The following is a 13,718-nucleotide window of genomic DNA, read 5'->3' on the forward strand; positions in this document are numbered from 1 at the left end:
GGAACAGGGCACAGGGCGAACGGAATTGACCGACCGGGCGGCCGAGGGAGGCAGCGTGGACGACTATGCGGGTCGGGTGCTCGCCGACCGCTACCGCCTGCCGTTGCCGCCGTCCGACGAGTACGAACTCACCGAGACCCGGGCCTTCGACACCTACAGCGGACAGGAAGTCCTGGTGCGGCAGGTGCCGTTGCCGGAGGTCGTCGAGGCGGAGGTGCTCGACGCGGAGGGGCTGCCGGACGGGTTCACGGCGCGTGACCCCTGGGACCGGGGGAGTCGGCGCCCGTCGGCGCGCGGTGGCGTCCGCAGGCCAACGGACCCCGCGGTGCGGCGGGCGGTCGAGGCGGCCCAGGCGGCGGCGCGCATACCCGATCATCCTCGGCTCGACCAGGTCTTCGACGTGTTCGCCGAGGGCGGGTCGCTGTGGATCGTCAGCGAGTTGGTGGCCGCGCGGCCGCTCGCGGCGCTCCTCGCCGAGAAGCCGCTGCCTCCGTACCGGGCGGCCGAGGTGGCCTCCGACGTCCTGATGGCGCTGCGGGTGTTGCACGCGCACGGCTGGGTGCACCGGAACATCACCGCCCGCACGGTCCTCGTCTGCGACGACGGCCGTGTGATGCTGACGGGCCTCGCGGTCGGCGCCGCGGAGGAGGCCCTGTGCGGCTACGACCCGGTACCGGCCCCGGACGACGAAGGACCGCCGGGCAGCGCACCGGCTGACGGCCGGGGAGACGCCGGAGGGTACGGCGGAGTTGAGGCCTCCGGCGGTACGGGGACCTTCGGCGTGCTCGGCGGACAGGCCGGTCCCGGGGGGCGCGGCGGACAGGGTGCGCGGACTTCCCCGGGCGGGCTCGGTGACGTCGATCCCGTGGCCGCCCGGAGTGCCGCGATCAGGGCGCGCACGGCCGGCGGGCTGCCGAGTGCCGAGGCGGACACGGCCCACGGGAGCGGTGGGTCGGGGGCCGTGGTGCCCAAGGCCCTGGAGACCGGTGGGGACATCAGGGCCGCGCGGGCCGGGGCGATCGCCGCCTATCGGGCGGGCGCCCGTGCCGCGGCCCGCGTCCAGGAGGCACAGAACGGCCGCACAGCCCTGCCCGGCGCCCGCCCGGCCCCCGAGTCGGACCCCGCGACGCAGGCCAACGGCACGGCACAGCCGTATCCCTCGGGTGAGGGTGTCGAGCATGCGCCCCAGGTACCGCCGGGGCAGATAGCCGACCCGTACGGGGTGGGCGGAGCACCCTGGCACGGCGCCTCCCGTCGTCCCGGAGCCGGAGGAACTCCGGTGCCCGGGGGGCCCGGCAACGGCTCCCTGGAGCAGGACGGTCCGGCGGCGTTGCCCTCCGGGGGCGACAACGGCCGCGGCACGTATGCGGAAAACGGCGCCCACAACGGGGGTCCTGGCACCGGTGACCCCTTTGGCGCGCCCGGCACCTCGGCCCACGACCTGGGTGCGGCCCCCGCGACCGGCCTCCCGCAGTCGGACACCGGTGCTCCCCGACCGCCCGCCCACTGGAACGACTTGCTGGCCAAGACCCCCGTGCCGTCCCGTGGGCCCACCACGGCTCTCGAGGCGGAGCGGGCGCGGCAGGCTCGGATGGCCGTCGTGGGGCCCGTCACCGAACGGTGGGCGCCGGAGCAGGCCGGGCCCGTGCACGAGAACTGGCAACTGGCGGCGCCCATCGGGCCGGCGACCGACCTGTGGGCGCTCGGAGCCCTGCTCTTCAGGGCAGTCCAGGGACACGCGCCCTACCCCGAGGAGTCGACGGCCGAGCTGGTGCAGATGGTCTGTGCCGAGCCGCCCGCCTTCGCCGAGGAGTGCGGGCCGCTCAGGCCGGTCGTGGAGTCGTTGCTGCGACAGGACCCGACCGAGCGGCTGGAGTTCGAGGAACTCAGGGGCTGGCTGCGTTCGCTGGTGCGGTCGGCTCCCGAACCGGACGCCGGTACGCATGTGGTCCCCGCGCCGCCCGCCGACCCGAACCGGCTGCCGATCATCCGGCGGCGCGGCGAACTGGTGCGCAGGCGGCGCGCCGGGCTGCCCGCGACCTCCCCGCACGGCCGGCACAAGCGGGCCAAGGAGCAGGCGCAGTCCCCCCGACGACTCGGCAGGACACTGCTGCTGTTGATACTGCTGTTGCTCGCGGGCGCGGTCGCCTACGCGATGCTGTTCATGCCCAAGGCCGGCGACGACGGTGCCGCGGGCGGGCAGCGGACCGGAGCGGCCGGGGACGTCAGTCCCGCGCCTCAGCCGTCCGGAAAGAGCACCGGCGGCCAGTCCCCGTCCCCCAAGTCCTCGCCCACGCCCGAGAAGAGCCCCTCGACCTCCGCCGGGGCCACCGGAACCCAGACCACCGACCCCGACATCGCCGCCGGGTTCACCCTGCGCAAGGACCCCGAGGGGTTCCAGGTCGCCGTGGCCAAGGGGTGGAGCCGGGCGGACAAGAACGCCTGGAACCAGGTCGTCTACTCCAAGGGCGACTTCCAGCTGATCGTCGTGCCGGGGCGGGACGGCGCCGTGACGTACGGCAGCGATCCGATGGCGTACCAGCGCGACGAGGAGCACGAACTGCAGCCGTACCGCAGTTCCAGCTGGGCCACCGCGAGCGGGCTGAGAACCATCACCGTGGGCACGCGGGTCATGGCCGAGGGGCAGTTCACCTGGACCGACGGCAGCGGACACGATCTGTACGTCCGCAATCTCGCGATCCTGATCGACGGGCGGTACCACGTCGTGCAGGTGCGCGGCCCGGAGTCCCAGCGCGACGAGGTGACCAAGCTGTACGAGCAGGCGTACTCCACCTACGCCTACACCAAGTGAGTCACTCTCCGTGATCCACGGCGTCGTAACGTGCCGGACGCCCTGAGGTTCACTTCTCGCGGCCGAAGCGACAACCGTCACAGTGGTGTCACCTTGGCACCCCCGTGGTTCCCAGCGAGCGGGCAGGTCCTTAGTCTGACCCTGTCAAGACCATTGCGGGGCAACGTGAATCAGATGCAGGGCCAGCTTGTCGCGGGCCGCTACCGGCTCGCCGACTCCATCGGCAGCGGCGGCATGGGCCGCGTGTGGCGGGCACACGACGAGGTGCTGCACCGGGCCGTCGCGATCAAGGAGCTGACCGCCGCGCTCTACGTCTCCGAGGGCGACCGGGAGCGGTTGCTCGCGCGTACGCGCGCGGAGGCGCGTGCCGCGGCGCGGATCAACCATTCCGCAGTCGTCACGGTGCACGACGTGCTGGAGCACGACGGGCGGCCGTGGATCGTGATGGAGCTCGTCGAGGGCTACTCGCTGGCCGACGCGGTCAAGGAGCGCGGGCGCGTCGAGCCCGCCGAGGCCGCGCGGATCGGGCTGTGGGTGCTGCGGGCGCTGCGCGCCGCGCACTCCGCCGGCGTGCTGCACCGTGACGTCAAACCCGGCAACGTGCTCATCGGGCACGACGGCCGGGTGCTGCTCACCGACTTCGGCATCGCCCAGATCGAGGGCGACACGACCATCACCCGCACCGGCGAGGTCGTCGGCTCGGTCGACTACCTCGCCCCCGAGCGGGTCCGCGGCCACGACCCGGGCCCCGCCTCCGACTTGTGGGCGCTGGGCGCCACGCTCTACACGGCGGTGGAGGGCCGCTCACCCTTCCGCCGCACCTCGCCGCTGTCCACGATGCAGGCGGTCGTCGAGGAAGAGGCCACCCAGCCGCAGTACGCCGGCCCGCTCGGGCCCGTCATGGCGGCCCTGCTGCACAAGGACCCGGCCGCCCGGCCCAGTGCGGCCGACGCGGAGCAGATGCTCGCCGAGGCGGCGGAGGGGCGGCGCCCCAGCACGGCGCAGGTCTATGTGCCGACCCAACATGTGGGCAACCGCTACGAGACCCAGCCCGGCACTGGTTCGCACACCCACAACGGTGCGACACCGCCCACGGGCTCCGTGACGCCGTACCCGCCCATGACGGGGGTCACGGCGATCGGGCCGACCGGTATGGGTCCGAACGGTATGGGTCCGAACGGTATGGGCCCGCACGGTATGGGCCCAACCGCTCCCGCCGCCCGGCCCAAGCGGCGGCGGCTGCGCGCCGTCGTCCTCGTCATAGCCCTCGCCGCGATCCTCGCCAACGGCGTGGCCTTCGGCCTGGCGAAGTGGGACGAGTGGCGTGGCTCGGACAACTCCGGCTCGTCGTCCTCGCAGGACCCGTCGCCGACGGGTTCGCCGACCGGGGGCACGGGCGGGACCGATCCCGCCAACTGGACGCCGTACAAGGATCCCTGGGGCTTCACCGTCTCCCTGCCCAAGGGCTGGAAGCGGCAAGTCGTCGGCGTTTCCGGGCCCCTGCGGCAGGTCGACTACACACCCGACGGCGGCAAGCACTTCGTCCGCATCGCCATCGACACCTCGCCGGACTTCAACAGCGCCTACGAGCACCAGAAGGACCTGGAGCAGCAGCTCCAGCGGCTCGTCGCCTACCACCGCGTCCAGCTGCAGCGGAACCTCTACCGCGACCGGGACGGCTCGGTATGGGAGTACACGTGGACCGCGCAGGCCAAGGACACCAAGTTCCCGGGGCCGCGGCGCGCCATCGAGGAGACGTACATGTCCCGCGAGGGCACCGAGTACGCGATCTACATGTCCTCGCCGGCCGCCGACTGGGCGACGACGGACAAGCAGTTCAAGGCGGTGCTGCAGGGCTGGCAGGAGAAGACCGCCCCGTAGGCGGTGTGCGGGAGTTGGCCGGTCGGTGTCCCGGAGCCGGTTCCTCCGGTGGGGCATGATGGGGCCCATGGGGACCGAGGGGGAAGGCGTCCGTGTCGTCGCGGGCCGGTATCGGCTGGAGACGCGGCTCGGACGCGGCGGCATGGGCGTGGTGTGGCGGGCGACCGACGAGCTGCTCGGCCGGCAGGTGGCGGTCAAGGAACTCCCCTTCGACGACACGCTCTCCGACGAGGAGGCCCGGCAACGGCGCGACCGCACCCTGCGCGAGGCGCGGGCGGTGGCCCAGCTGCGGCACCCGCACATCATCGTCGTGCACGACGTGGTCGAGGACGACGAACGCCCGTACATCGTCATGGAGTTGATCGACGGCGGCTCGCTCGCCGACCGGATCTCCGCGCGCGGCCCGGTCGACGCCGACGAGGCCGCGCGGATCGGCATCGGCCTGCTGAGCGCGCTGCGCACCGCGCACGCCGCCGGTGTGCTGCACCGGGACATCAAACCCGCCAACGTGCTGATGGAGGCCGGCTCCGACCGGGTCGTGCTCACCGACTTCGGCATCGCGCAGGTCGCGGGCGCCACCACCCTCACCGAGACCGGCTCCTTCGTCGGCTCGCCCGAGTACACGGCCCCGGAGCGGATGTCCGGGGCGAGGACCGGCCCGGAGTCCGACCTGTGGTCGCTGGGCGCGCTGCTGTGCACGGTGCTCAGCGGTGAATCCCCGTTCCGGCGGGACTCGTTGGGCGGCATCCTGCACGCCGTCGTCTTCGACGAGATCCGCCCGCCCGCGCAGGCGGAGCCGCTGCTGCCCGTCGTACGGGGCCTGTTGGAGCGCGACCCGGAGCGCAGGCTCGGCGCCGCGCAGGCCGAACACATGCTGCGTGCCTTCCGCGACCTCGGCCGCACCCCGCAGCCGTCCCTCTACACGCCCACCCAGCGGAACGTGCCGCGCCCGCCGCCACCCGCCCCCGCGCCCCCGTCGCCGCCCACGGTGGAGACCCGGCGCTCCACCCGGGGCGTGCTGGTGGCCGCGCTGCTGGTCGCCGCGATGGCGGGGGCGGGGGTGTCGGCGGCCGCGCTGCTGATGAACCGGGACGACGAAGCGGGCCGTACGCCCGCCGGTTCGGGGCCGAGGACGTCGGTGAGCGCCTCGCCCTCGCCGTCCCCGAGTAGGTCGAGCGGCGCCGGCGGCAGTTCCAGTCCCAGTTCCAGTCCCACGGCTCGTTCCAGCCCCAGCTCCGCCGCGACGCGTCCGTCCGCCCCCTCCGGCTACCGCGTCGCCGACGATCCGGGCGGCTTCTCGCTCGCCGTGCCGGAGGGCTTCACGCGTTCGCCGCAGGGGGAGCGGGTCTTCTACCTGTCGCCGGGGGAGACCTTCCGTCTCGGCATCAAGGTCGCCGACCCGGATGCGGACGGTCCGCTCGCGGTGATGAAGCGCTCGGCGGCCAAGGGGCCCGACACCAACCCCGGTTACCACGACGGGCAGGTCACGTCGACCGAGCACGACGGACACCCCGCCGCCCTCTGGGAGTTCACCTGGAACGGCTTCAGCGCGGCGGAGGGCCCCCGGCACACCTACGACCTGTGCTGGGACGAGGGCGGGCGGATGTACGACGTCTGGGTGTCGGCGCCGGTCGGCAAGGTGCGGGAGGCCAAGGAGTACTTCGACGTGGCGGTGGACACGTTCGTGGCACGACCCGGGGGCTGACCCGCCGGCCCTAGGACCGGGCGGCCCGGAACCGCCCCGGGGTCACCCCGAACTCCCGGCTGAAGGCGTGCGACAGGGCGTACGGCGTGCCGTACCCGGCCTCCCGCGCCACCGCCGCCAGGGGAGCGTCGGTGTCCCGCAGCCGGGTCGCCGCCAGGGTCAGCCGCCACCAGGTCAGGTACGCCATCGGAGGGCGCCCCACGAGCGCCGTGAAGCGGCGGGCCAGGGTCGCCCTGGACACGCCCGCCTCCGCCGCCAGCCGGTCGTTGGTCCAGGGGGCCGCCGGATCGGAGTGCAGGGCGCGCAGGGCCGCGGTGGTGACCGGGTCGCTCAGCACCGCCGGCCACACCCCCGCGGAGGCCTCGGTCATCCACGCCCGGACCATGTAGACCAGCAGCAGGTCGAGCAGGCTCGGCAGGGCGAGACAGGCTCCCGGGCGCCGCTCGTCCAGCTCACGGGCCAACAGGTCGACGGCGGAACGGAGTTCGGGGTGGGCGCCGACCCGGTTGGGCAGATGGACGACGTCGGGCAGCTCCGCGAGCAGAGGGTGCACGCGGCTGTGGTCCAGGCGGTACTTCCCGCACAGCAGCTCCACCTCACGCCCGTCCGGCCCGTGCGGCGGTGTCCGTATCTCCTCGAAGGGCACCGCCCCCGCCGTGTCCCCCGGGGAGTCCGCCAGCACATGCCCGGCCCCGCGCGGCAGCAGTACGACGTCACCGGCGCCCAGGGTCACCGGCTCGCCGCCTCCGTCGGGCCGCAGCCAGCAACCACCGGCGAGGACCACATGGAACCCCGCCCCCTCGTACGGCGCGAGCCGTGTGCGCCAGCTGCCGCCCACCCGCAGCCGGTTCGAGGAGGGCTGCCCGATCCGCACGGCGGAGATCGCGTCGCTCACCACGTCCATGGATCGAGTGTATGCCGGTCGGATCGCGGATGAGACGTACGCGTATTCGATGGAGTCAGACAGGCATTGGAATGCTCATTCGTGCCGCCTACCGTCGATGACATGACTGAAGACAGCGCACAGCGTTTCGTGATCGGGGACGTCGAGGTCGTCCGGGTCGTCGAGTGGGAGGCGCCCTTCGCGCCGGCCCGGGAGCTGATCCCGGGCGCGGGACCCGAGGTGTGGCGGGAGAACCGGGAGGTGCTGGTCCCGGACCACTGGGAGCCGGAGAGCGACCGGGCCGTGGTGGCGGTGCAGACCTGGGTGCTGCGCAGCGGCGGGCGGACCGTGCTCGTCGACACGGGGATCGGGCACGGGCGGGAGCGGCCGAGCAACCCGCTCTTCCACCAGCGGCAGGGCGTCGGACTGCCGAAGCGCCTCGAGCGGGCCGGGGTGCGGCCCGAGGACGTCGACCTCGTCGTCAACACCCACATCCACGGCGACCACGTCGGCTGGAACACCCATGACGTGGACGGCACTTGGACGCCCACCTTCCCCAACGCCACCTATCTGCTTCCCGCCGCCGACGACCGCCACTTCGGGCCCGAGGGCGCGTACGGCGGCCCGGTGCGCCCCGACGACCGGCTGACCTACGAGGACAGCATCGCGCCGGTCCACCGGTCCGGGCAGGCCGTGCTCTGGGACGGTGAGCACCGCGTCGACGAACATCTGACCCTGGAGTCCGCGCCCGGCCACACCCCGGGCTCGTCCGTCCTGCGGGTCGCCTCCCGCGGTGAACGCGCCGCGTTCGTCGGTGACCTGCTGCACAACCCCGTCCAGATCCCGCACCCCGAGTGCAGCAGCCGCCTCTGCCTGGACCCCGAGGGCGCCGCCGTCAGTCGTCGCCGGGTGCTCGAACGAGCCGCCGATCAGGGCGAGTTGGTTATCCCGGCGCACTTCGGCGGCTCGGGGGTCGCGGAGGTGCGACGCCGTGGCGAGGCCCTCGTCTTCGCGCCCTGGACACCGTGACCCGGCCCCGCGTCGACAAGTCGCCGCCGCGCACGGTACTCATGGGACATGAGTGCAGGCGGCGAACAGACGCGCGTGGGCCGGGTACTTGGCGGGCGCTACCGGCTGACCCGGCGCATCGGTTCCGGCGGCATGGGCACCGTGTGGGAGGCGCACGACGAACTCGTGGACCGGGACGTCGCCGTGAAGCAGCCGCGGCTGCCGGGCGACCCGGAGGACGAGCAGCACCAGCGGGCCGCCCACCGCCTCTACCGCGAGGCCCGCGCCGCCGCCCGCGTCGACCATCCGTCCGCCGTCTCCATTCTCGACGTCGTGGTCGACGAGGACGGACTGCCCTGGATCGTCATGGAGTTGGTGCGCGGGGAGTCCCTGCACGAGGTGCTCCGGCGCGGCCCGGTCGACGCCGTCGAGGCCGCCCGGATCGGCCTCGCCGTCCTCGGCGCGCTGCGTGCCGCGCACTCCGTCGGGATCGTCCACCGGGACGTGAAGCCCGCGAACGTCCTGCTCGGTCCCCAGGGCCGGGTCGTCCTCACCGACTTCGGCATCGCCCATGTCCAGGGCGAGGAATCCCTCACCGTCAGCGGGGAGTTCGTCGGCTCACTGGAGTTCGTCGCGCCGGAGCGCATGTCGGGGCGCGGCGCCGGGCCGTCCTCCGACCTGTGGTCACTGGGCGTGCTGTTGTACGCGGCCGTCGAGGGCGCGTCCCCCTTCAGGCGTACGGCGGTGGAGTCGACGCTGGCCGCCGTCATCACCGCCGATCCGCCCGAGCCGCGCCGGGCCGGCCCGCTGGGCCCGTTGATCGCCGGGCTCCTGGTGAAGGACCCCGAGCAGCGGCCCGGCCCGGAGGAGACCGGGGAGGTGCTGGAGGCGGTGGCAAAGGGGTGGCCGGTGCCGCGGGTCGAGGAACGGGTGACGAGGGCTCAGGACGTCGGGCTGCTGCGGGGGTTCGCGGACGACGCGGGGACCGTACGGCTGGGGGCGAAGCCCCAGGACCCGGGGCCGGACCCGGGGTCGCACCCGGGTCCGGACGCGGATGCCGAACCGTCCGCCGGGCCGCCGCCCGGGACGGTGAGCGCGTCCGGCGGCGCGGAAGAGCCGGACACCGCGAGTGTCCCGCGCGCCCCGAAGCGGGCCCTCCGTGTCCGTCCCGTCCCGCTCGCCGCGGTCGCCGCGCTCCTCGTCGGCGGGACCTGGTGGGGCACCTCGTACTTCGCCGGATCCGACGAGGACGCGGGCGTCTCCGAGCAGACCGCCACCCTCACCGAGACACCGGCCCGCGCGACGCCCAGTGCGGCGGCCTGGACCGCGCACCGGGACACGGGGACGGACGCCGTGCTCTATCTGCCGAAGGGGTACCAGAAGCTTTACGGGACGGACAAACCCGGCGACGACCCACGGTGGAGCATCTACAACGACGGCGCCGATGAGGTCATCTCGGTCCACTTCACCGAGTGGACCAAGGCCCCCGCCGCCCCGATGACCGAGGCGCGCAAGACAGCGATCGGCATGGAGGGGCACGAGCGCACCGCGGGCCAGTACACCGCCACCACCTTCCACGGCGACCAGGCCGCCCTCGCCGACGTCACCTACGATCAGGACCGTAAACCGGTCCGGGGGCTCCAGCTCGTCGTCCGCACCGCCGACGACCGGATGTACCAGCTCCAGGTGCAGATGCCCAAGGGCACCCCGGACGAGAAGCGGGGCACCGCCGTCTTCAAAGGCGCGCGGGAGCGCCTGCGGATCGGAAAGGGCTGAACCGGAAAAGCCCGAACCCTCGCCCGCCGTCCCCGCCCAACGCCCTGATCAGCGCAAACCTTGCCAGTGACCACTGGCGGTGTGTGTGTACTCGGTGAAGCCGCGTTACCGACGGGTACCCAAAGTTTCGGTACCGGAATACCCTGCGGCTCATGACGGACGCGCAAGCCCCGGCCAAGACCGGCACGAACCCCCTCGCCCCCGCGCCCGAGGGCGCCCGTACCGCCTCCGACGTGGTCACCCCGGAGCTGGTCGCCCAGCTCACCAAGGGCGTGGTCGGCTCCGGACGCACCGCAAACCACACGCCGTTCACCGGCGAGAAGCTGGCCGACCTGCCGGAGTCCACGCCCGAGGACGTGGAGAAGGCCTTCCAGGCTGCCCGCAAGGCCCAGGCCGTGTGGGCGCAGACGCCGGTACGGCAGCGCGCGGCCGTCCTGCTGCGCCTCCACGACCTGGTCCTGGAGCGTCAGGCCGAGGTCCTGGACCTGATCCAGCTGGAGACCGGCAAGGCCCGGCTGCACGCCCACGAGGAGGTGCAGGCCGTCGCCGTCGCCGCCCGCCACTACGGCCGCAAGGCACCCGCGTATCTGAAGCCGAAGCGGCACACGGGCGCCGTACCGACCCTCACCAAGGTCACCGAGCTGCGCCACCCGCGCGGGGTCGTCGGCCAGATCGCCCCCTGGAACTACCCCCTCGAACTCTCCGTCGGCGACGCGCTGCCGGCCTTCGTCGCGGGCAACGCCGTCGTCATGAAGCCGGACACCGAGACCTGCCTCACCGCCCTGTGGGCCCGCGACCTGCTCATCGAGGCGGGGCTGCCCGCCGACGTCTTCCAGGTCGTGCTCGGCGAGGGCCCGGTCGTCGGCCCCGAGGTCGTCCGGCACGCCGACTACGTCTCCTTCACCGGCTCCACCCGCACCGGCCGCGAGGTCGCCCAGGGCGCCGCCGCCCGGCTGGTAGGCGTCTCCCTCGAACTCGGCGGCAAGAACGCCATGCTGGTCCTCGAGGACGCCGACATCGAGAAGGCGGCCGCGGGCGCGGTCCGCGCCTGCTTCTCCTCCGCCGGCCAACTGTGCATTTCCATCGAGCGGTTGTACGTCCACGAGTCGATCGCCGACGCCTTCCTGGAGCGCTTCGCCGCCCGCACCAAGGCCATGCGGCTCGGCACGTCCCTCGCCTACGGCGCCGACATGGGCTCGCTGGTGGGGGAGCGGCAGCTGGAGACGGTCACCTGGCACGTCGAGGAGGCGGTGGCGAAGGGCGCGAAGCTCGTCGCCGGCGGTGTCGCACGCCCGGACATCGGCCCGTACTTCTTCGAGCCGACGATCCTCGACGGCGTGACCGAGCCGATGGCGGTGTGCACGGAGGAGACCTTCGGTCCGGTCGTCTCCGTCTACCGCTTCACGACCGACGACGAGGCCGTCGAGCACGCCAACTCCACGCCGTACGGCCTCAATTCCTCGGTCTGGACGAAGAACGGCGCCCGCGGCCGCCAGGTCGCCGCGCGCCTGCGCACCGGCACGGTCAACGTCAACGAGGGCTACGCCCCCGCCTACGGCAGCGTGCAGTCCCCGATGGGCGGCATGAAGGACTCCGGGCTCGGCCGGCGCCACGGCTCCGAGGGCATCCTCAAGTACACCGAGGCCCAGACGGTCGCCCAGCAGAGGCTGCTGCCGATGGCTCCGTCGCTGGGGATGGACGACGAGCAGTACGCGCAGTTCATGAGCCGGAGCCTGCGGCTGATGAAGGCTCTGCGCTTCAAGTAGGAACGCTTCGGTTCTCAACGAGGAGAGCACGTGCCCCAGGACACCCACGACTACGACGTCATCGTCGTCGGCTCCGGCTTCGGCGGCAGCGTCACCGCCCTGCGCCTCACCGAGAAGGGCTACCGCGTAGGTGTCCTGGAAGCCGGCCGCCGCTTCACCCGCCAGAGCCTGCCCAGGAACTCCTGGGACCTGAAGAACTACCTCTGGGCGCCGAAGCTCGGCATGTACGGCATCCAGCGCATCCACCTGCTCGGCAACGTCATGGTCCTCGCCGGCGCGGGTGTCGGCGGCGGCTCCCTGAACTACGCCAACACCCTCTACGTCCCGCCGAAGCCGTTCTTCGAGGACCCGCAGTGGCGGGACATCACCGACTGGCAGGAAGAGCTGAAGCCGTACTACGACCAGGCCCGGCGCATGCTCGGCGTACGGCTCAACCCGACGATGACCCCCTCCGACGTCCATCTGAAGGCGGCGGCGGAGCGGATGGGCGTCGGCGACACCTTCCACCTGGCGCCGGTCGGCGTGTTCTTCGGCGACGGCGAGGACGCCGAGGGAAAGGTGAAGGCGGCCCCCGGGCAGCAGGTCGACGACCCCTACTTCGGCGGCGCGGGCCCGGCCCGCAACGCCTGCATCGAGTGCGGCGAGTGCATGACCGGCTGCCGGCACGGCGCGAAGAACACCCTCAACGAGAACTACCTCTACCTCGCCGAGAAGGCGGGCGCGGTCGTGCACCCGATGACGACGGTCGTGTCGGTCACGGACGACTCGCAGGGCGGGTACGCGGTCGCCACCCTGCCGACCGACGACCGCAGCGCCGAGGGCCGTACCTTCCGGGCCCGCCAGGTCGTCATCGCCGCCGGCACCTACGGCACCCAGACCCTGCTGCACCGTATGAAGGCCGGCGGGCAACTGCCCTACATCTCGGACAGGTTGGGGGAGCTGACCCGCACCAACTCCGAAGCCCTGGTCGGTGCGCAGACCGACAACCGGCGCTACCGCAAGGCCACCGGCGCGCCGCAGGTCGACTTCACCCGTGGCGTGGCCATCACCTCGTCCGTCCACCCGGACGAGAACACCCACATCGAGCCGGTCCGCTACGGCAAGGGCTCCAACTCGATGGGTGGTCTGTCGATCCTCCAAGTGCCGTACGCGGAAGGCTCGTCGAGGGTGCTGGCCTGGCTCAGGAGCGCCGCCCGCCACCCGCTGCTGGTCCTGCGCTCCCTCTCCAACCGCCGCTGGTCGGAGCGGACCATCATCGGCCTGGTGATGCAGTCACTGGACAACTCCCTGACGACGTACCTGAAGCCGGACGGCGTCGGCAAGGGACTGCTCACCGCCCGCCAGGGCCACGGCGCCCCCAACCCCAAGCAGATCAAGGCGGCTTCCGAGGCCGCGTCCGCGATCGCCGCCGACATCAACGGCTTCGCCGGCTCCAACGTCGGCGAGCTCATGGGCACCCCCCTCACCGCCCACTTCCTCGGCGGCTGCCCCATCGGCTCCTCTCGCGAGACCGGTGTCATCGACCCCTACCACCGCCTGTACGGCCACCCCGGCATCTCGGTCGTGGACGGCGCCGCGGTCTCCGCCAACCTGGGCGTGAACCCGTCCCTCACCATCACCGCGCAGGCCGAGCGGGCGATGTCGTACTGGCCCAACAAGGGGGAGGCGGACCCGCGTCCGGAGCAGGGAGCGGCGTACGAGCGGCTGAAGCCGGTCGAGCCGATGAGTCCGGCGGTCCCCGCGGAGGCGTTCGGCGCGCTGAGGCTGCCGTTCCTGGGAATGCCGGCGGTGCCGCCCAAGCCGTAGGGCCACGCCGGTACGGCTCCGGCATCGGACAGGAAAGGACCCGCGCTCCCCTCCGAGCGCGGGTCCTTCACTTTTCTTGCG

The 13,718-nt window shown here is 72.8% G+C and carries 8 protein-coding genes; 7 read left to right on the forward strand and 1 reads right to left on the reverse strand.

Translation table 11 applies throughout. The features are described from left to right. Positions 1-55: 55 nt before the first annotated feature. From ABZZ74_RS07635 to ABZZ74_RS07645, 3 genes are all read left to right on the forward strand, one after another. On the forward strand, positions 56-2,812 hold the full coding sequence (locus ABZZ74_RS07635) for a protein kinase (protein ID WP_356762380.1): 2,757 nt from the start codon (positions 56-58) through the stop codon (positions 2,810-2,812). Between the two features lie 174 nt (positions 2,813-2,986). Then, complete coding sequence (locus ABZZ74_RS07640) at positions 2,987-4,693, forward strand: serine/threonine-protein kinase (protein WP_356762381.1); 1,707 nt, start codon at positions 2,987-2,989, stop codon at positions 4,691-4,693. A gap of 67 nt (positions 4,694-4,760) precedes the next feature. Next, entirely contained in the window at positions 4,761-6,398 is a 1,638-nt protein-coding gene (locus tag ABZZ74_RS07645; protein WP_356762382.1) for a serine/threonine-protein kinase, read from the forward strand. 10 nt (positions 6,399-6,408) lie between these two features. Here the strand turns inward: ABZZ74_RS07645 and ABZZ74_RS07650 are convergent, their stop codons facing one another. After that, on the reverse strand, positions 6,409-7,302 hold the full coding sequence (locus ABZZ74_RS07650) for an AraC family transcriptional regulator (protein ID WP_356762383.1): 894 nt from the start codon (positions 7,300-7,302) through the stop codon (positions 6,409-6,411). Between the two features lie 102 nt (positions 7,303-7,404). On the opposite strand from ABZZ74_RS07650, the gene ABZZ74_RS07655 reads away from it, so the two are divergent. The 4 genes from ABZZ74_RS07655 (at position 7,405) to ABZZ74_RS07670 (ending at position 13,637) form a co-directional block, all read left to right on the forward strand. Beyond that, positions 7,405-8,310, forward strand: a complete 906-nt coding sequence (locus tag ABZZ74_RS07655; protein WP_356762384.1) for an MBL fold metallo-hydrolase — start codon at positions 7,405-7,407, stop codon at positions 8,308-8,310. Positions 8,311-8,358: 48 nt separating this feature from the next. Beyond that, positions 8,359-10,065, forward strand: a complete 1,707-nt coding sequence (locus tag ABZZ74_RS07660) for a protein kinase (RefSeq protein ID WP_356762385.1) — start codon at positions 8,359-8,361, stop codon at positions 10,063-10,065. Positions 10,066-10,217: 152 nt separating this feature from the next. Then, the gene (locus ABZZ74_RS07665; RefSeq protein WP_356762386.1) at positions 10,218-11,831 is read left to right on the forward strand and encodes a succinic semialdehyde dehydrogenase; all 1,614 of its coding nucleotides are present in this window, start codon (positions 10,218-10,220) and stop codon (positions 11,829-11,831) included. 30 nt (positions 11,832-11,861) lie between these two features. After that, positions 11,862-13,637 (forward strand): GMC family oxidoreductase, encoded by a 1,776-nt coding sequence (locus tag ABZZ74_RS07670; RefSeq protein WP_356762387.1) that lies wholly within the window; start codon positions 11,862-11,864, stop codon positions 13,635-13,637. Positions 13,638-13,718 lie beyond the last annotated feature (81 nt).

Source organism: Streptomyces sp. NPDC006476, from assembly GCF_040612015.1.
GTDB lineage: Bacteria > Actinomycetota > Actinomycetes > Streptomycetales > Streptomycetaceae > Streptomyces > Streptomyces griseorubiginosus_B.